General features: G+C 56.4%; 14 protein-coding genes. 5 read left to right on the forward strand and 9 right to left on the reverse strand.

Annotated elements, in window-relative coordinates; all coding sequences use genetic code 11:
- Nucleotides 1-6 precede the first annotated feature (6 nt).
- The 3 genes from yajC to queA are packed head-to-tail and all read right to left on the reverse strand — an operon-like array spanning nt 7 to nt 2,593.
- Nucleotides 7-339, reverse strand: coding sequence for a preprotein translocase subunit YajC (yajC, locus tag PZBJ_RS10560; RefSeq protein WP_008103990.1), 333 nt, complete (start codon nt 337-339; stop codon nt 7-9).
- Nucleotides 340-363: 24 nt separating this feature from the next.
- The gene (gene tgt, locus PZBJ_RS10565; RefSeq protein WP_061717469.1) at nt 364-1,488 is read right to left on the reverse strand and encodes a tRNA guanosine(34) transglycosylase Tgt; all 1,125 of its coding nucleotides are present in this window, start codon (nt 1,486-1,488) and stop codon (nt 364-366) included.
- 34 nt (nt 1,489-1,522) lie between these two features.
- On the reverse strand, nt 1,523-2,593 hold the full coding sequence (gene queA, locus PZBJ_RS10570) for a tRNA preQ1(34) S-adenosylmethionine ribosyltransferase-isomerase QueA (protein WP_101762446.1): 1,071 nt from the start codon (nt 2,591-2,593) through the stop codon (nt 1,523-1,525).
- A 183-nt stretch (nt 2,594-2,776) separates the two neighbouring features.
- On the opposite strand from queA, the gene PZBJ_RS10575 reads away from it, so the two are divergent.
- The 3 genes from PZBJ_RS10575 to PZBJ_RS10585 all read left to right on the forward strand — a co-directional run bounded on the left by PZBJ_RS10575 (nt 2,777) and on the right by PZBJ_RS10585 (nt 5,701).
- The gene (locus tag PZBJ_RS10575; RefSeq protein ID WP_101762447.1) at nt 2,777-3,358 is read left to right on the forward strand and encodes an ACP phosphodiesterase; all 582 of its coding nucleotides are present in this window, start codon (nt 2,777-2,779) and stop codon (nt 3,356-3,358) included.
- A 92-nt stretch (nt 3,359-3,450) separates the two neighbouring features.
- Nucleotides 3,451-4,701 carry a mechanosensitive ion channel family protein gene (locus PZBJ_RS10580; RefSeq protein ID WP_101762448.1) on the forward strand — a complete coding sequence of 417 codons (1,251 nt, stop codon included), beginning with the start codon at nt 3,451-3,453 and terminating at the stop codon, nt 4,699-4,701.
- Between the two features lie 190 nt (nt 4,702-4,891).
- Nucleotides 4,892-5,701, forward strand: a complete 810-nt coding sequence (locus tag PZBJ_RS10585; RefSeq protein ID WP_101762449.1) for an inositol monophosphatase family protein — start codon at nt 4,892-4,894, stop codon at nt 5,699-5,701.
- 333 nt (nt 5,702-6,034) lie between these two features.
- Here the strand turns inward: PZBJ_RS10585 and proY are convergent, their stop codons facing one another.
- The 6 genes from proY to phoB all read right to left on the reverse strand — a co-directional run bounded on the left by proY (nt 6,035) and on the right by phoB (nt 14,054).
- A complete protein-coding gene (proY, locus tag PZBJ_RS10590) occupies nt 6,035-7,390 on the reverse strand; it encodes a proline-specific permease ProY (RefSeq protein ID WP_101762450.1) in 1,356 nt (451 codons plus the stop codon).
- 67 nt (nt 7,391-7,457) lie between these two features.
- A complete protein-coding gene (gene brnQ / locus PZBJ_RS10595; RefSeq protein WP_101762451.1) occupies nt 7,458-8,777 on the reverse strand; it encodes a branched-chain amino acid transporter carrier protein BrnQ in 1,320 nt (439 codons plus the stop codon).
- Nucleotides 8,778-9,179: 402 nt separating this feature from the next.
- Nucleotides 9,180-10,283, reverse strand: coding sequence for a cobalamin-independent methionine synthase II family protein (locus PZBJ_RS10600; RefSeq protein ID WP_101762452.1), 1,104 nt, complete (start codon nt 10,281-10,283; stop codon nt 9,180-9,182).
- 166 nt (nt 10,284-10,449) lie between these two features.
- Nucleotides 10,450-11,376: a PstS family phosphate ABC transporter substrate-binding protein gene (locus tag PZBJ_RS10605; protein ID WP_101762453.1), complete on the reverse strand. Its 927-nt coding sequence runs from the start codon at nt 11,374-11,376 to the stop codon at nt 10,450-10,452.
- 657 nt (nt 11,377-12,033) lie between these two features.
- Nucleotides 12,034-13,344: a phosphate regulon sensor histidine kinase PhoR gene (phoR, locus tag PZBJ_RS10615; RefSeq protein WP_101762454.1), complete on the reverse strand. Its 1,311-nt coding sequence runs from the start codon at nt 13,342-13,344 to the stop codon at nt 12,034-12,036.
- 20 nt (nt 13,345-13,364) lie between these two features.
- Complete coding sequence (phoB, locus tag PZBJ_RS10620) at nt 13,365-14,054, reverse strand: phosphate response regulator transcription factor PhoB (protein ID WP_007887040.1); 690 nt, start codon at nt 14,052-14,054, stop codon at nt 13,365-13,367.
- 197 nt (nt 14,055-14,251) lie between these two features.
- Between phoB and sbcD the strand changes: the two genes are divergently transcribed.
- Nucleotides 14,252-15,469, forward strand: coding sequence for an exonuclease subunit SbcD (sbcD, locus tag PZBJ_RS10625; protein WP_101762455.1), 1,218 nt, complete (start codon nt 14,252-14,254; stop codon nt 15,467-15,469).
- On the forward strand, nt 15,466-19,149 hold the full coding sequence (locus PZBJ_RS10630; protein ID WP_101762456.1) for an AAA family ATPase: 3,684 nt from the start codon (nt 15,466-15,468) through the stop codon (nt 19,147-19,149). The genes sbcD and PZBJ_RS10630 overlap by 4 nt, the downstream gene beginning before the upstream one ends.
- Nucleotides 19,150-19,235: the final 86 nt, after the last annotated feature.

The following is a 19,235-nucleotide window of genomic DNA, read 5'->3' on the forward strand; positions in this document are numbered from 1 at the left end:
AAAAAATTACAGCGCCTTCAAAGTACCTTTCGGCAGAACGGCGGCCACGAAATCACGTTTAACAACTACTTCAGTGGTGTCGTTCAGGGCAATAGAAACATAGCCAGTTTCTGCCACTTTGGTCACACGGCCAACTAAACCACCGCTGGTCAGCACTTCATCACCTTTAGAGATGGAATCCATCAGTTTCTTGTGATCTTTAGTACGCTTCTGCTGCGGACGCAGAATCATGAAGTAGAAGATCAGACCAAATACCACCAGCATGATCACCAGAGAATACGGACTTCCCTGAGACGGTGCGCCTGCTGCGGCTACGGCGTCAGAAATGAAAAAGCTCATTAAATTTCCCTCATTGATGAATTATCAGACGTTCAGCGGAGGAACCGCCTTCCCCGTCCGTTGGTAGAACTCGCTAACAAAGTGCTCTAATTTACCCTCTTCGATAGCCTTACGTAAACCGGCCATCAAACGCTGGTAATAGCGCAGATTGTGAATCGTATTCAGGCGTGCGCCCAGTATTTCGTTACAGCGATCAAGATGATGCAAGTAGGCGCGGCTATAATTGCGACAGGTGTAACAATCACACTCTGCATCCAGCGTTGCGGTGTCATCTTTATACCGGGCATTACGAATTTTCACCACGCCATCGGTAACAAACAGATGACCATTGCGCGCATTGCGCGTTGGCATAACGCAGTCAAACATATCGATACCGCGGCGAACGCCTTCCACCAGATCTTCTGGCTTGCCGACGCCCATCAAATAACGCGGTTTGTCTTGCGGAATTTGCGGACAGACGTGCTCCAGGATTCGGTGCATGTCCTCTTTAGGTTCACCCACCGCCAGGCCGCCCACAGCGTACCCATCAAAGCCAATCTCTACCAGACCTTTAACCGAGACATCTCGTAAATCTTCGTAAACACCGCCCTGAATAATACCGAATAATGCATTTTTATTGCCGAGTGAATCGAAGCGATCGCGGCTGCGTTGTGCCCAGCGCAACGACATCTCCATCGAACGTTTGGCGTAATCCCAATCCGCCGGATATGGCGTACATTCGTCGAAGATCATCACCACGTCAGAACCGAGATCGAACTGAATTTCCATCGACTTTTCCGGATCGAGGAAAATCGGATCGCCGTTGATCGGGTTACGGAAGTGCACGCCCGCTTCGGTGATCTTACGGATATCGCCAAGGCTGAACACCTGGAAGCCGCCGGAATCGGTAAGGATCGGTCCTTGCCAGTTCATGAAATCGTGCAGGTCGCCGTGCAGTTTCATGATCTCCTGACCTGGGCGCAGCCACAGGTGGAAGGTGTTGCCGAGCAGGATCTGCGCGCCGGTCTCTTTCACTTCTTCCGGCGTCATGCCTTTCACCGTGCCGTAAGTGCCCACGGGCATAAATGCTGGGGTTTCAACAACGCCACGATCAAAAACCAGACGGCCACGGCGCGCGCGCCCGTCGGTAGTATCTAATTCAAATTTCACATTAACCTCTGATCAGAGAAACAGTCTGATTCAATTATGCGCCGACGCTTTCGTCAGGCGCTTGTGGATTACGGGTGATGTACATCGCATCCCCGTAGCTAAAGAAACGGTACTGCTCTGCCACCGCGCTGTGATAAGCCGCCATGGTGTGCTGATAACCAGCAAAGGCCGAAACCAGCATAATCAGGGTCGATTCCGGCAGATGGAAGTTGGTGATCAGCGCATCGATCACCTGATAGTGATAGCCGGGATAGATGAAAATCTGTGTGTCATCGAAGAAGGGTGCAATCAGCGCATTCTGGCTGGCCTTCGCGGCGCTCTCCAGCGAACGTACTGAGGTGGTGCCCACGGCGACCACTTTGTTGCCGCGTGCTTTACACGCCAGCACCGCATCCACCACATCCTGCGGCACTTCCGCGTATTCGGCATGCATGATGTGATCCTCGATGGTTTCAACGCGCACCGGCTGGAAAGTCCCGGCACCGACGTGCAGCGTGACAAACGCCATCTCGACGCCTTTAGCTTTCAGCGCTTCCAGCAGCGGCTCGTCAAAGTGCAAACCGGCGGTCGGTGCGGCGACGGCGCCGGGACGCACGCCGTACACGGTCTGGTACAGCTCACGGTCAGCATCTTCATCCGGACGATCAATATACGGCGGCAGCGGCATATGGCCGACGCTGTTGAGAATATCCAGCACCGCGCGATCGTCTTCGAAGGCGATCTCAAACAGTGTGTCATGGCGCGCCACCATCGTGGCTTTGACACTTTCGTCATCGCCCAGCAGCAGCGCTGCGCCCGGCTTGGGCGCTTTGGAGGCGCGCACGTGCGCCAGCACGCGCTTATCGTCCAGCATGCGCTCAACCAGCATCTCGATTTTGCCGCCGCTGGCTTTACGCCCAAAGACGCGCGCCGGAATCACGCGGGTGTTGTTGAACACCAGCAGATCGCCCGGATTGAGCTTATCCATCACGTCTGTAAATACGCCGTGGCTTAACGCGCCGCTTGGACCATCCAGCGACAGCAAGCGGCAACCGCTTCGCTGCGCCTGCGGATAGTGGGCGATTAAGGATTCTGGCAACTCAAAGGTAAAATCGGCTACGCGCATGCTTCACTTCTTCAGGACTTAAAATCAGGCGGCATAGTCTAGCGGAAAAGCGGCAAATTCTGAACAACTGGCTGCGCTTCTGTGATTCTGCGAATACACAAAATAATTCGAGGTGCAGGCAGGCGGCAAACGAGAGCAGCCCACGCACCTGTAACTTGATGTATGACGTGTATATAATGCGCCATGAACTTTCTCGCTCACCTTCACCTGGCGCAGCTGGCTAACAGCTCTCTGCTGGGCAATCTCATGGCCGATTTCGTGCGCGGCAACGTGCAATCACAATGGCCTGCACCGGTGGTGGATGGCATTGCCATGCATCGTCGCCTCGACGTCCTGACCGATAACCTGCCCGAAGTGCGGATTGCGCGTGCGCTGTTTCGTCCGGAAACGCGCCGCGTGGCCCCCATCACGCTCGACGTGATTTGGGACCATTTCCTCGCGCTGCACTGGGATAAATTCCACCCAACGCAGTCGCTGGTGGCATTTACCGCGGCGGCTGAACAAAACATCGTGCCGCAGCTGGCGGGCACGCCGGAAGGTTTCATTGAGCTGAACGCAGTGATGTGGCGCGAACGCTGGTTTGAGCACTATGCCGAACCAACGCGGCTGGCACGCGTGCTCAACGGCATGGCGCATCGCCGTCCGCGCTTAGCCGCGCTGCGCGACTCCTATCAGGATTTTGTTGATCACTACGAGCAACTTGAGCCGCTGTTCTTCCAGTTTTATCCGCGCTTAATGGCCGCCGCGCGCGCGCAGGAATTGTAATATTAGGTAATTCAAGACCCGTCTGTTGGACGGGAAATTTCCCATCACCTACCCTGCGTGACCTTAATCTTCGTCACACTCAGGGAAATCTCATGCAGCATCTTATTGCCAACCGGCTCGCAGAAGCCGGTCTTAGCTACACGCACATCCTGGCATTGGGGATAGTGATTGCCATTATCTTTGCCATCTCACTGCTTACTCACGCCATTCTGCACCGCGCTATCTTGCCGCTGCTGCGTCGATACACCGAGAAAAGTAGCCGTCAGTGGCCAAAAGCGCTGATTAACAGTCGCCTGTTTAGCCGCAGCGTCTGGCTGATGCAAGGTGTGCTATTCAAATTACAGACTGAACTCTTCCTGCACGACAGTGCTCAGATCTATGCAGCGCTGCTGATTTTCGCCCAGCTGTGGATGATGGTCTTCGCCCTGCTGATGTTGTTCTCCTTGCTGGATTTACTGCAGCAGCTCAGCGCGAACAGCATGCTGGCGCAGCAATTACCGCTGCGCGGTATTATCCAGAGCGTGAAATTGATCGCCGCCATTTTAATGGTAATCATGATTATTTCGCTGCTGTTGGGTAAATCGCCCGGCGTATTGATCACCGGACTCGGTGCCATGACCGCGGTGCTGATGCTGGTATTTAAAGATCCAATTCTGGGTCTGGTGGCCGGTATTCAGTTAGCGGCCAATAATATGCTGAAAATGAATGACTGGCTGGAAATGCCGAAATATGGCGCGGACGGTGCGGTCATCGATATTTCTTTAACCACGGTAAAAGTGCGCAACTGGGATAACACCATTGTTACCATTCCCGCTTACGCCTTAATTTCCGACTCCTTTAAAAACTGGCGCGGCATGTCGGAATCCGGTGGGCGTCGCATTAAGCGCAGCATTCATATTGATACCACCAGTATTGGCTTCCTTGATGATGCCATGATGCAGCAGCTGAAAAGTGCGCATCTGCTGGCACCGTATCTGGATAGCAAAAGCGAAGAAGTGGCCGCATGGAATGCGCAACTGGGCTGTGATTTAGATTCGCCACTCAACGGTCGCCGCCTGACGAATATCGGTACCTTCCGCGTCTGGCTGCAGAGCTGGCTGGAGCAGCATCCGCGTATTCACAAAGAGATGACGTTAATGGTGCGGCAGTTAGCGCCAGGTGAAAACGGTCTGCCGCTGGAAGTGTATGTGTTCACCAACACCACGGTGTGGAAAGAGTACGAGAATATTCAAGCGGATATCTTTGACCATATTTACGCAGTGCTACCTACTTTCGGTCTGCGCGTCCATCAATCGCCAACCGGTAATGACATGCGTCAAATTGGCGTAAGAACCCGCCACTAAGGCTTCATCCCGTATTACCCGCCAGTAAGAAGAAAAATTTCACTGGCGGGCTTTTCCCCCTCTTGTCACGCGCAGCCATCTGCGGCTTAATGAAGCCTTTCTTAACTTTTGTTAACTTCGTCACACAGCCAATACGCCATTTTTGGCGTCTGTTGTTGCTTCGCCAGCCTGAAAATCATAAGAGGGAAAGATGTCATCAGCTTCGCTTACCGAACTCGACGCACGTTATCATTTCGCCTGTGATGTTGCCAAAACCGCCGCCAGCCGGGCTCTATCCTGGTATCAGCAACGTCATCAATTAGTGGTTGAGCATAAGAAAGATCTGCAGGATGTGGTCAGCGAAGCCGATCGCAACGTTGAGGCATTGGTCAAGCATTTGATCCACGAACGCTTTCCTGACGATGCGGTGTTGGGTGAAGAGAGCGGCGGCAATACTGCTGGCGCACGCTTTATCTGGGTGCTCGATCCGATTGATGGCACCAGCAGCTTTCTTAACGGCTTGCACAACTGGTGCGTATCGCTGGCGATCGTTTGTGAAAACGAAGCGGTGATTGGTGTGGTGTGCGATCCCAATCATCATGAAACCTTTCACGCCTGCCGCGGCAAAGGTGCTTGGGTTAATGATAAGCGCATTCAGGCGCACAGCGCGCAGCAGCTCGATCAGGGATTGCTTGGTCTGAGCAGCTCCAACAGCCAACCGATTGAACCGCTGACCACTTTTATCAGCGCATTACTGGCGCAGGGCGGCATGTTTATCCGCAACGGCTCGGGGGCGTTGATGAGCGCATGGGCGGCGGCCGGTCGCTTAATTGGTTACTACGAAGCGCATATGAATCCGTGGGATGGCTTGCCGGGCATTGTGCTGATGCGCGAAGCGGGCGGCATTACCAACGATTATCTGGCTAATCACGGCTTGCAGAACGGCAATCCGGTGCTGCTGGCTAATGCGGTGATTTATCCGCAGCTGAAAGCGCTGCTGCCTGGGCATTTATCGTTATAATTTCCGTAATCGGTTAAGTTCGTTAATTTATGCGAACTTAACCTTCATGCAAAATTACTTAAGCGCGCTGTTAGTAATATTCTATTCCGAAGTGAGAATTTTCTCTTTTTTTCTTAAACATCCCGGCATCAATAAAAATACGATATGCTGCGCAAGTCAAACATCCCTTAGTAATACTTATTTTCTCCTTTTTTGTTGTTCTTTTCGGCGCCAGGATGCGCCGAGATATTTTTTGGCATTTTATTATTTCGGGATAGCGTGATTATTTTTTTTTATTATTTTTAATCGTCATCGATAATAAAGGTCGCCATCAATGGCGACCTTACAATATCATCAGCTTTTACGCTTTTTCACTAGCGGCCACGCCAGTAATAGCAGCGCAATCCACGCAAAACCAACGTACAGCGACACGCGCGTATCCGGGAAGTAACCAATCAGCCCAATAATGAAGGCCAGGAATAGCACGCCGAACCATGCGGTAGCGCTACCGCCCGGCATGGCAAAATCCAGCTTACCGGCTTGCTCTTTGCCAATCTTGCGGCGGAAGGCGATCTGCGACAGCAGAATCATGATCCACACCCAAACGGTAGCAAAGGTCGCCAGCGAGGCGATCACCAGGAACACTTTCTCTGGCATCAGGTAGTTGAGATACACCGCAATCAGCATCGCCAGCATCATCACCAAAACGGTCACCCACGGAATTCCTCGATTCGAAACCTTCTGGAATACCTTCGGTGCGTGGCCCTGTTGCGCCATGCCGTGCAGCATACGCCCCACGCCAAACACATCGCTGTTAATCGCCGACAGCGACGCCGTCAGCACCACGAAGTTAAGAATTGATGCCGCCGCCGCAATACCCAAATGCTGGAAGGTCAGCACGAACGGACTGCCAGAAGTGCCCACCTGATTCCACGGATAAATCGACATGATGACGAACAGCGTACCAACGTAGAACACCAGAATACGCATCGGTACGGAGTTGATGGCGCGTGGAATCGAGGTCTTCGGATCTTCCGCTTCACCGGCAGTAATCCCGATAATCTCAATGCCGCCGTAGGCAAACATCACCATCTGCAGTGAAAGCAGCATGCCGACAATGCCGTGCGCGAAGAAGCCGCCGTTGGTCCACAGATTGTGAATGCCGGTCGGCTGGCCGCCGTTGCCGATGCCCCAGAAAATCATGCCGAAGCCGGCGAGAATCATGATGATGATGGTGGCGACTTTGAAAAAGGAGAACCAGAACTCCACTTCGCCAAAGACTTTCACGCTCATCAGGTTGATGGCGCCGATAATCAGCACCACGCTCAGCACCCAAATCCAGTGCGGCACATCGGGGAACCACACGCCCATGTAGATACCAAAAGCCGTTACGTCGGCAATCGCCACAATCAGGATTTCAAAACAGTAGGTCCAGCCGGTGATGTATCCGGCCAGCGGGCCGAGATAATCCTGCGCATAGCGCGAGAATGAGCTGGCCTGCGGGTTGTTGACCGACATTTCCCCCAACGCACGCATGATGATGTACGCCACCGCACCGCCGATGATGTACGCCAGCAGCACGCTTGGGCCCGCCATTTTGATAGCATCTGCCGAGCCGTAAAACAGCCCGGTGCCAATCGCCGATCCCAGCGCCATAAAGCGAATGTGGCGCGTGCTCAGTCCGCGTTTGAGCTTATTGGTTTCTTGCATAACACTCAGTACCTTGAAAATGAAAAACCACGGGCAAGCCCGTGGTTGGAATTAACAGCAATGTCGCTTACTGATGAACCGCGACCTGCTCACGTCCTTTTGCCCGATCAACCACCGCGGCAATCACCAGCATCGCCAGCGATGGCGGCAACCAGGAAAGTCCCTGATCGGCCAGCGGCAAATGCTGACTGAACAGCGGCAACACATCTTTAAAGCTGGTGGTTTTGATGGCATCAACGATACCGAACAGCAGGCTTACCAGCATGGTCGGCGCGATAATACGCGAACTTTTGTTCCAGAACTTCAGCGTGAAGCTCAGCACCACCAGCACGATGCATGGCGGATAAATCGCCGTCAGCACCGGAATCGAAATCTGAATCAGATGGCTCAGACCGAGATTCGACACCACCATCGAGAACAGACCCAGAATAAATACCAGCGTTTTATACGACAGCGGAACATATTGCGCAAAGAATTCTGCACAGGCGCACGTCAGGCCCACCGCCGTCACCATGCAAGCGACGAAGATCAGTGCCGCAAGGAAGAAGCTGCCCATGCCGCCGAAGGTCTGCTGCACATAAGCATGCAGAATTTCAGCACCGTTCGCGCTTTGCGCCACTAATGCGCCGCTATCGTTACCGAGTTTGAACAGCGTCAGGTAAATCAGCGTCAAACCGATACCGGCGATGATGCCCGCCAGCATGGTGTAGCGCGTCAGCAGTTTGGCATCTTCCACACCGCGTGAGCGCGCCGCATTGACGATGACGATACCGAACACCAGCGCTCCCAGCGTATCCATGGTCAGATAACCATTAACGAAACCGCTGGAGAAGGCGGCACGCTGATACTCTTCGGTGCCCGGCGAAACGCCACCGGCCGGCCAGATCAGCACGGCAACGCCGAGCACAATCAGCGCCAGAATTTTCAGCGGAGCGAGGAAGTGGCCGACGGTATCCAGCAGTTTGCCCGGATACAGTGAGATGCCAATCACCAGCGCGAAGTAAATCAGGCTGTAAATGAACAGCGGCAGCGTGCCGTCGCCGGTCAGCGGTGCAATACCTACGGCAAAGGAAACGGTGGCGGTACGCGGCGTGGCAAACAGCGGGCCAACAGCCAGGTAACACACGGTCGCCAGCAGCAAGCCTGCGGCTTTACCAATCGGCGAGCTCAGCGCATCAATGCCGCCGCCCACACGCGCCAGCGCGATGACGGTGATCACCGGTAAGCCAACAGCCGTAATCAGGAAGCCGAAAGCCGCAATCCAAACGTGTTCGCCAGACTGAATCCCCACCATCGGTGGGAAGATGATATTTCCTGCGCCAACGAACAGGGCAAACGTCATGAAGCCCAGCGCCAGGATATCCTTGGAGGTTAAACGATGTGTCATAAACTTCTGTACTGCCTGTAGCTGATGTTGCGGTGGAAGTTGAGTTCGTGTTGTCCTCTGGATGCGCTAAAACAAGGGCTTATCAGGCAAGACCAGCGTGTTATGCGGGACTAATCGTTAAAGCGCAGGTGATTTAATCTACTTTTCTTCTGTTCGCAGAGGGATAAATCGACAACGGCGCAAATTAGAACGTTTATAGCGAAGAAAGGCAATACAGGATCGAAAAACCAGAAGGATATAACAAGATAGTGGAAGAAAGCAGTGAATCGCGGTGGAATAGCGGCAAAACACCTCAGATGATTTGCTAAATGTTTCCTCGATGCGAGAGATCTCTTTGCATAAATCAGCCTGCAGATGCACAAAAGGCGCGATTTACGCGCCTGTTTGGCTAACTTTACAGCATTACCAGACTGTTCTTGCTATATCGACCACCAGACGAATCTTCTGCCACTGCTGCTCTTCGCTCAGGCTGTTGCCCTCTTCGGTTGAGGCAAAGCCACACTGCGGGCTAAGGCAGATTTGATCAAGACTCACGAACTGTGCTGCTTCCTGCAGACGCGCTTTCACCTGCTGCGCATCCTCCAGCTCGCCGGTTTTGGTGGTGATCAAACCCAGCACCACTTGCTGATGACCCGGCTTGAGGAAGCGCAGCGGCTCAAAACCACCTGAACGTTCGTTGTCATACTCAAGGTAGAAAGCATCGATATTTACGCCGCCAAACAGCACTTCGGCGACCGGCTCATAGCCACCTTCGGAAATCCAGGTTGAGCGGAAGTTGCCGCGACACACATGCAGCCCAACGGTCAGATCCTCTGGCTTACCTTCCAGTGCAGTATTCAGCACTTCAGCATAGATGCGCGCCAGTTCCTGTGGATCTTCACCACGCTCGCGGATCTGCTGCTGCTGTTCGGTTGAACACAGATAGGCCCACACCGTGTCATCCAGCTGCAGATAACGGCAGCCAGCCGCATAAAACGCTGTGATGGCGTCTTTGTAGGTCTGCGCCAGATCGGCGAAGTACTCTTTCAGATCGGGATACACCGTGGCATCGATCACCTTACGGCCACCGCGGAAGTGCAGCACGCTTGGGCTGGGAATGGTCATCTTGGCAACCGCATCGCCCGCCACGCTTTGCAGGAAGCGGAAGTGATCCAGCATCGGGTGTTGAGGATTAAAAGCCACTTTACCGGTGACTTTCACGCCGTGCGCTTTGGTCTGCACGCCGTTGAACTGAATGCCTTGCTCCGCTTCGAACAGCTCGACGCCGTGCAAATCGCCAAAGAAATCGAAGTGCCACCAAGCGCGACGGAATTCACCATCGGTAACGATCTGCAGGCCATTGGCACGCTGCTGCTCCACAACATGGCGGATTTCGCGATCTTCAACCTGACGCAGTTGATCAGCGTTGATTTCGCCATTGGCAAACTGCACACGCGCCTGCTTGATGGCTGCGGGACGCAGAAAACTGCCGACGGTATCGGCGCGGAACGGGTTATGACGTGGCATTTTATCTCCTGGCTGAGCGCATAGTTGCGTCAGGGTATAATTTCGCTGGGTTATTTCAGCCATCTGGACGGCTATATGTCCACAAAGAATGCCACGCTGTTACCCTTTCGGCAACGGAAGAAAATTCAGCTTACATGAAACTATTTCATGTTCAGATGCACGTTCTTCAATTTCCCTCAATTGCCGCTCGCGCTTGCGCCATCTGGCTATCTGACAACGGCAGATAACCCGCTTCGCTCACCCGACGCTGACCTTGTGGCGATAACACCTGATGCAGAAAGGCATTCACCAGCGGCGGCAGCGGTTTGCCGGGTGCTTTGTTGACGTAGATATAAAGCGGGCGCGACCACGGATAGCGGCCGTTGCGAATCGATTCGGCATCCGGCATCACGCTGTCGCCGTTCGCCGTGACCACCGGTAGCATTTTCACGCCGCTGAGATGAAAGCCAAAACTGGCATAACCGATGCTGTTGGGCGTGGCGGCAACGGCTTGCACCACCGCCGCAGAGCCGGGGAATTCAGCGACATCAGCACGAAAATCACCTTTGCACAGCGCCTGCTGCTTAAAGAAGCCCCATGTTCCCGACGCCGAGTTGCGGCCATAGCGCTGGATGCTGCGCGTGGCCCACTGGCCTTCGCTCAGGCCGAGATCGCCCCAGCGCTGCGGCACTTGCTGCCCGCCGCACAGACGCGTGATGGAGAACAGCGCATCGAGTTGTTGCGGCGCGATGCGCGGCAGTGGATTGTCCTGATTAACCACTACCACCAGCGCATCCATCGCCACCGGCACCGCCAGCGGCGGATAGCCGTAGCGCGCGCTAAAAAGTTGACGTTCGTCGATCTGCATCGGCCGGCTCATCGCGCCCAGCTGGGCAGCACCTGCCGCCAGCGCCGTCGGCGCAGTAGAAGATCCCGCCGCCTGCACCTGAACGTTGACGCCCGGCGACTGGCGGCTGAAATCCTCGCCCCATAATGTCATCAGATAACCCAGCGTATCCGATCCAACGCTGCTCAGATTGCCGGTTAGCATGGTTTGTTGGCCGTGTGCCAAAGCAGAGCAAAGCAGCAAGAGGGAGATCAACAGCGATTTCATTGGCGATTCCGCAATTCAGTAAGACGCCTATTCTGGAGCGGCGCGATTTATCACGCAATACATTGCGTATGGGTTGTTAATGAGGCGGGAATTGGTCTCCATGAATGGCGTAATGCTTGTCAGTTAAACCAACGACGAGTGCGCAGGCCGGTGTCACTTTTGGTCCGGCGGTCCTCGCGCCGCTTACGCGGTACCTTCACTTCGCTCGTCTGCCTGACGGACCGGCGGAGACGGGACTTCCTTGTCCCGGCTCCGCCTTTCGCCCGCGTCCTGCGGGCTCTCCTGGCTTCCTCGCTTCGTTCAGCGCTGCGGATTGCCGGGCCAAAAGTGCCCCCGGCCTGCTCATAAGCTTCAGTGCGTGTTGTTGAAAAGGACTCATTCGCTTCAGGCGCTGGCGCGTCTGCTGCGGCAAAAGGGCCATTCGCAGCGCTGAGGCTTTTACGTTGGGCCAGGAGCCTCGCGCATGGATGCGCGAGGCAGTTCGGGGTCGGCCAGGGAAGGCCGATCCGCGAACGGTCCGTCGGCACAACGTGGAAGCCGAAGGTACCGCGCTAGCGGCGCGAGGACGGCCCGTGACGCAGCAGATGTGTCAGCGCCCGCACCAAAAAGGCTTTATTAACTGATAAGTATGGCGCCATGAATAGCGATCCTACGACCTTAATTAACCCGCTCTTGCATCACGTTAGCCACAATCAAGCGTGGCGGCAGCAGGAAGCTGAAACAGGTTTCCTGATGCGGCACGCTGGTGATCTCCAGCCGCGCGTTGTGATGTCCCAACGCATGCTTCACGATCGCCAGCCCCAATCCGCTTCCGCCGGTGGCGCGCGAACGCGCTTTATCCACGCGATAGAAACGCTCGGTGAGGCGTGGCAGATGCTGCTCGCTAATGCCCGGCCCGTCATCACACACCTTAAACTGCGCGCCTTGTTTGGTGCGCAGCCAGCTGATGTCGATGCGCGTGCCATCGGGCGTGTGATTCACCGCGTTATAGACCAGATTGGAAATGGCGCTACGTAGCTGCTCATCATTGCCGAACACTTTCAGATGCGGATCGGTATGGAAATGGATGGTGTGACGTCCCTGACTCAGCGTTTCCGCTTCACGCTGCAACAGCATCAACATGCCCGGCACATCCACCGTCTCTTTGAGATCGATGGCCGGCGCCGCTTCGATACGCGACAAGGTCAGCAACTGCTTCACCAGGCTGTCCATGCGGCGCGTCTGCTCTTGCATGGTATGCAACGCCTTGCTGCGCGTGCGCTCGTTCATCACCGAGTCGTCCATCATTTCCAGATAACCCTGCAATACCGTTAACGGCGTGCGCAGTTCATGACTGACGTTAGCAAAGAAGTTGCGTCGCGCGCCTTCCAGCTGATGCATCTGGGTGACATCACGCGCCACCATCAGCCACTGACCTTCGCTGTAAGGCATCACGCGGAATTCCATATGACGCTGATTATTGAGGATCTGGGTCAGCGGCATGTCGAACTTGCGCTGGCGGATATAGCGGGAAAATTCAGGATAACGCAGCAAATTGAGGATGTTCTGGCCGTTATCTTCCGGCCAGCGCAAGCCAAGGTGCTGCTGCGCCAGGCCGTTGCACCAGAAAATAGTGCCCTCTTCGGTGGTCAGCACCACCGCATCCGGCAGCGATTCTGCTCCGCTGCGGAAACGTTTGATCAGATTGCCCAGCTCGCGCCGCCGCCGCCGGTTGCGCAATTGCATCTGGTACAGGCCATAAAACAGCGGTTCCCAGCTGCCGCGTCCGGTGGGCGGCGTCATTGAACGATCGACCCACAGCCAGTGCGACAGACGCATCAGATTTCTGAAGTGCCAGAACATCACGCCGGTCACCGCAATCAGCAGCAGCCACGGCAGATATCCGAACAACAGACCCAACACCAGCGCAGGTAAACAGACCAGCGCCAGCTCGGTCAACAATCTCTTCCAGGAGAGTCGTTCCAGCACGGTAAACACTCCGTTTACGTTTAATAGCGGGCAGAGAAACGATACCCTGTTCCGCGCACGGTTTGAACCATGCGATCGTGGCCGGTTAATTCCAGTGCTTTACGTAAACGGCGAATATGCACATCGACGGTGCGATCTTCGACATACACATTGGTGCCCCAAACATGGTTCAGCAGCTGTTCGCGGCTGTACACGCGTTCCGGGTGGGTCATAAAGAAGTGCAGCAGTTTGTACTCGGTCGGTCCCATCTCCAGCGGCGTGGTTTCCGACATCACACGATGTGAGGAAGGATCAAGGCTCAGGCCCTGCATCTCAATCACCTCTTCCACCGCCATCGGTGAAATACGGCGCATCACCGCTTTGATACGCGCCATCAGCTCTTTCGGTGAGAATGGCTTGGTGATGTAATCATCCGCGCCCACTTCCAGACCGCGCACGCGATCTTCCTCTTCACCGCGCGCCGTCAGCATCATCACCGGAATGTCGCGCGTCATGGCTTCGCGCTTCAAATGCTTAATAAACTGAATCCCGCTGCCGCCGGGCAACATCCAGTCCAGCAGAATCAAATCAGGCCAGGGTTCGATCAGCTTACCAATCGCGCTGTCATAATCTTCCGCCTCAATAGGCTGGTAATCATTCTGTTCCAGCACGAAACATAACATTTCACGGATGGGAGCTTCGTCTTCCACAACCAAAATGCGCTTAGCCATTGTAACTCCTGCTAGTGTGACACCGTGTCACTGGGATTTGCGGCGCCATTATGCGTCAGTTTTGTGACACTTTTATGAAAACACCGCCCTAAGATAGATAGATAAAAAACAGAAATGTCACAATAAAATTCTGCTTTTTTTCTTTGTGATCTTAAGTGGTTATAATTCGCCTTCGCTAAACAGAGCACGGAGCAAACATGCGCATCATTCACACCGCTGACTGGCATCTCGGTCAGTTCTTTTACAGCAAAAGTCGCGCGCGGGAACATCAGGCGTTTCTCGACTGGCTGCTGGATCAGATTGTGCAGCATCAGGTGGATGCGCTGATTATCGCCGGCGACCTGTTTGATACCGGTTCGCCGCCGAGCTACGCGCGTGAAATGTTTAACCGTTTTGTGGTGGCGCTGCAGCCAAGCGGCTGTCAATTGGTGGTGCTGGCGGGCAATCACGACTCGGTGGCGACGCTGAATGAATCGCGCGAGCTGCTGGCCTGCCTGAATACGCAGGTGATCACCAGCGCCACGCCGCAGGGCGAACAGCAGGTATTAACCCTGAAGCAGCGCGATGGCGCGCCGGGCGCGCTGCTGTGCGCCATTCCTTATCTGCGTCCGCGCGACATTCTGCGCAGCCAGGCCGGCCAATCCGGCCGCGAAAAGCAGATCTCGCTGCTGGAGGCGATCGAGCAGCATTATCAGCACTGCTTTGCTGCCGCGCAGGCGCAGCGCGATGCGCAGGACGTTACGCTGCCGATCATCGCCACCGGTCATCTCACCACTGTTGGCGTGACTAAAAGCGATTCGGTGCGCGACATCTATATCGGCACGCTGGATGCCTTCCCGGCGCAGGCGTTTCCGCCCGCCGATTACATCGCGCTCGGTCACATCCATCGCGCCCAGCGCATCGCCAACAGCGAGCACATTCGTTACAGCGGCTCGCCGATTCCGCTCAGTTTTGATGAGCTTGGCCGCGAGAAAAGCGTCTTCCTGCTGGAATTCAGCACCACGCTCAATACCGTTACGCCGCTAACCATCCCGCACTTCCAGCCGATGCAGATGCTGAAAGGCTCGATGGCGGAGATTGAACATCAGCTGGCGCAGTTCAGCGCGAGCGCCAGCGAACAGCCAGTCTGGCTGGATATTGAGATCACCACGCAGGAATATCTCAGCGATCTGCAACGTCGCATTGAAGCGCTCACCGAAAATCTGCCGGTCGAAGTGCTGCTGGTGCGCCGCAGCCGCGAACAGCGGCAGCGCAGCCTCGAACGGCTGGAGAACGAAACCCTGAGCGAACTAAAAGTGGAAGACGTGTTTGCTCGCCGACTGGCGCAGGAAGATCAGCTGGATGCCGGGCAGGCCGAGCAGTTAACGCAGCTGTTCCGCTCCCAGCTTGCCGCGCTGGAGAATCCATCCGCATGAAAATTTTGACGCTACGCTTTAAAAACCTCAATGCGCTGCGCGGCGAATGGTTTATCGATTTCCGTCGCGAGCCCTTTGCCAGCAACGGCTTATTTGCCATTACCGGCGCCACCGGCGCGGGCAAAACCACCTTACTCGATGCGATTTGCCTGGCGCTCTATCATCAGACGCCGCGCCTCGGCACGCTGTCGCAAACCCAGAACGAGCTGATCACCCGCGACACCGCCGAGTGTCTGGCGGAAGTGGAGTTTGAGATCAAAGGCGAAGCCTGGCGCGCCTTCTGGAGCCAGAACCGCGCGCGCGGCCAAGCCGACGGTAAGCTGCAGGCACCGCGCGTCGAGCTGGCGCGTGTGGCCGATAATCAGATCATCGCCGATAAAGTTGGCGACAAGCTGAAAGCGATTGAGACCCTGTCGGGGCTCGATTTCGCCCGTTTTACCCGCTCGATGATGCTGTCGCAAGGCCAGTTTGCCGCCTTCCTGAATGCCAAACCCGGCGAACGCGCCGAGCTGCTGGAAGAGCTGACCGGCACCGAAATCTACGGACAAATCTCGGTGCAGATCTACGAGCGCTGGCGCACCGCGCGCAGCGAGCTGGATACGCTGCGCGCCCGCGCCGGTGGCATGTCGCTGCTGGATGAAGCACGCCGGGCAGAATTGACGCAGCAGCTGGCGGAACTTGGTGCGCAGGAGAAAATTCTCAGCGAACAGCTAACGCTGGCGCAGCATCAGCAGCAATGGCTGGTGCAGCAGCAACAGCTAACCCAAGAGCAGCAGCAGGCCGAACAGACGCTGCTTGCCGCGCAACAGGCCTGGCAGCAGGCGGATGGCGATCGTCAGCGGCTGGCGCGCGCCGAACCGGCAGAAAAACTGCGCGAGAAGTTGCAGCAGCGCGAACAGTTGCAGGGCGATCTGCGCGTGCTGGAACAGCAATCGCAGCAGCTGCAGGCGCAACGGCAGCAAGCCAAAACCGCGCTGCAACAGGGCGAAAACCATTATCAGGCCGCGCAGCAGGCGCGCGAACAGGCGTTACAGCAACAGCAGCAGCTTGAAACGCTGCTCACCGAGCAGGTTATCCCGCTCGATCAACGCATCACCACCCTCGCGCAGCAGCTGGATGAACAGCAGCGATTGCATCTGCAGCAGCAACAGGCGCTGCAATCCAGCCAAACCGCACTCAGCCAGCAACAGCAGGTAAGTGAACGTTTACAACAACAGCTGGCGCAGCAGCAGGAATTCCGTGTCCGCGAAGCCGCTGTCGCCCATTGGGGCGCGGAATTAACGCGCTGGCAGGCGGAGATTGCCCGGCTGGATGAGCGCGAGCAGACGCTGACGCAGCTGATCGCACAGCACCAACAGCAGCGCAGCCAGCTGGAGCAGCATCAACAGGCGCAGGCTCAGCGTGAACAGGCGGCGCAACCGTTGCAGCAAGCCGAAGCGCAGGCCGCGCAGCAGCGTATGCAAGCGGAGCAAGCACTGACTTCACTTGAGGCGGAGATCGGCAGCGCGCAACTGCGCGACGCCCTGACGCAGCATCAAACCCAACGCCCTGCGCGCCAGCAGCTTAACCTGCTCGCCGCGCAGTGGCGCGCGCTGCAACCGCAGCGGTTGCAGCGTCAGCAGAAACTGGCGCAGCTCCAGCAGCAGCATCAGGACGCGGAAAAGACGTTGCAAGCGCTGCGCGAGGAGTACAAACGGGAACATCAGGCGCTGCTCGATGTGCGCAAAATCTGCGAGCTGGAGCGCACCATCGCCCAGCTGGCCGACGAGCGCGCCAAACTGCAGCCGGATCAGCCCTGCCCGCTGTGCGGCTCGTGCCAGCATCCGGCGATTGCGCAATATCAGCAGCTTGAGCCCGGTGCCAATCAGCAGCGTTTAACCGCGCTGGAAACACGCGTGGCGCAGTTAAAAGAGTCCGGCACCGCCAAAGGCGAGCAGCAGAAACTGTCGCTGCAACAGCAGCAGGCGTTGCAGCAGGAGATCAGCGATTACGATCAGCAACTGGCGACGGTGAACACCCAATGGCAAGCGCTGAGCGGTGAGCTGGCACTTACCTGCACGCTAGAGCAGCAGGACGATTTTGCGCAGTGGCAACAGCAGCAGGATGCGCAGGAACAGCTGCAGCAACAGCAGCTGCAGACGCGGGAAAACGCCGCGCGTGCGCTGCAGCAGGCAAAGGATGCGCATCTGCAACAGCAGCAGCTGTGGCAGCAGCATCAGAATCAGCAGCAGATGGCGCAGCAGCAGATCGCCAGCACGCAGCAGACGCTGGATGAAATCAGCCAGCGCGAGGCCAGCGAACGCAGCGCCATGCAGCAACTGGCGCAGCAGCTGGAACAGCAGCTGACGCAGCATCAGCTCGTCCTGCCAGATGTCGCTGAGCGGGAAAGCTGGCTGCGCACCTTACAACAACGCTGGATCGCATGGCAGGAAAATGAACGGTTACACGGCGAGTTGCAGCCACAGCTGGCGAAAGCCGAAAGCGAGCGCAGCAGCCTGCAGCAGAATCTGGCGCGTGAACAGCAGCGGCTGGATGAGCTGCAGCAGACGCTCAGCGCTTTGCAGCAGCAGCGCCAGCAGCAGCAGCAACAGCGTCAACAGCTGTTTGGCGATCGTCGGGTGACAGAAGCCCGGCAGCAGCAGCATGTTGCGCTGCAACAGTGTGAACAGGCGCTGGCGCAGCAGCTTCAGCAGTGGCAACAGGCGCAAAGCTTGCTGCACGGCCTGCATGGCCAGTGCGAGCAGATCGCGGCGCAGCAACACACCTTACGTGAGCGCGCTGCCGCAGCAGAAAGCGCATTCCTCGCCGCGCTGCAGCAGAGTGATTTTGCGGATGAAAGCGCGCTGCGTGCCGCTCTGCTGGAGGAGCGCGAGGTGCAGCAGCTGCGCCAGCAGTTGCAAACGCTCGATCAGCAGCGCCAGCAGCAGCTCACCCTCAGCGAACAGCTTATGCAGCGCTGGACGGCGCATCAGCAGCAGCGGCCTTTGGATCTTAGCGACGAGATCGCCGCCACGATTCAGCAGCAGCTGGAACAGCTGCGCGTGACGTTACGTGACAATGCCCGTCAACAGGGCGAAGCGCAGCAGCAGTTACACAGCGATGCACAACAGCGTTTGCAGCAGCAATCGTTGCTGACGCAAATCGCCACCGATGAAGTGGAACTGGCGCAACTGGGGCGTCTGAACGATCTGGTGGGTTCGGCCAAAGGCGATAAATTCCGCCGCTTCGCACAAGGTCTGACGCTCGACCATCTGGTGTGGCTGGCGAACCGTCAGCTCGATCGCCTGCACGGTCGCTATCTGCTGCAGCGCCGCATCAGTGAAGAACTGGAGCTGGAAGTGGTTGATACCTGGCAAGCCGACGCCACGCGCGATACGCGCACGCTATCGGGCGGCGAGAGTTTTCTCGTCAGCCTGGCGCTGGCGTTAGCGCTGTCCGATTTGGTGAGTCATAAAACGCGCATCGAATCGCTGTTCCTCGACGAAGGCTTCGGCACGCTGGATGCCGAGACGCTGGATACCGCGCTGGATGCGCTCGATGCCCTCAACGCCAGCGGCAAAACCATCGGCGTGATCAGCCATGTCGAAGCGATGAAGGAGCGTATTCCGGTGCAGATCCGTGTCCGTAAGATGAATGGCCTGGGTTACAGCAAGCTGGAGTTGCCGGGCGATCTCGCTTAAAAACGCACAATTCGTAGCGGCGCAATTTATTGCGCTTGTTAAGGCGGTGCCCATCCGAAAAGAGCGCGATAAATCGCGCCGCTACG

It is taken from the genome of Pantoea endophytica (genome assembly GCF_002858935.1).
GTDB lineage: Bacteria > Pseudomonadota > Gammaproteobacteria > Enterobacterales > Enterobacteriaceae > Pantoea > Pantoea leporis.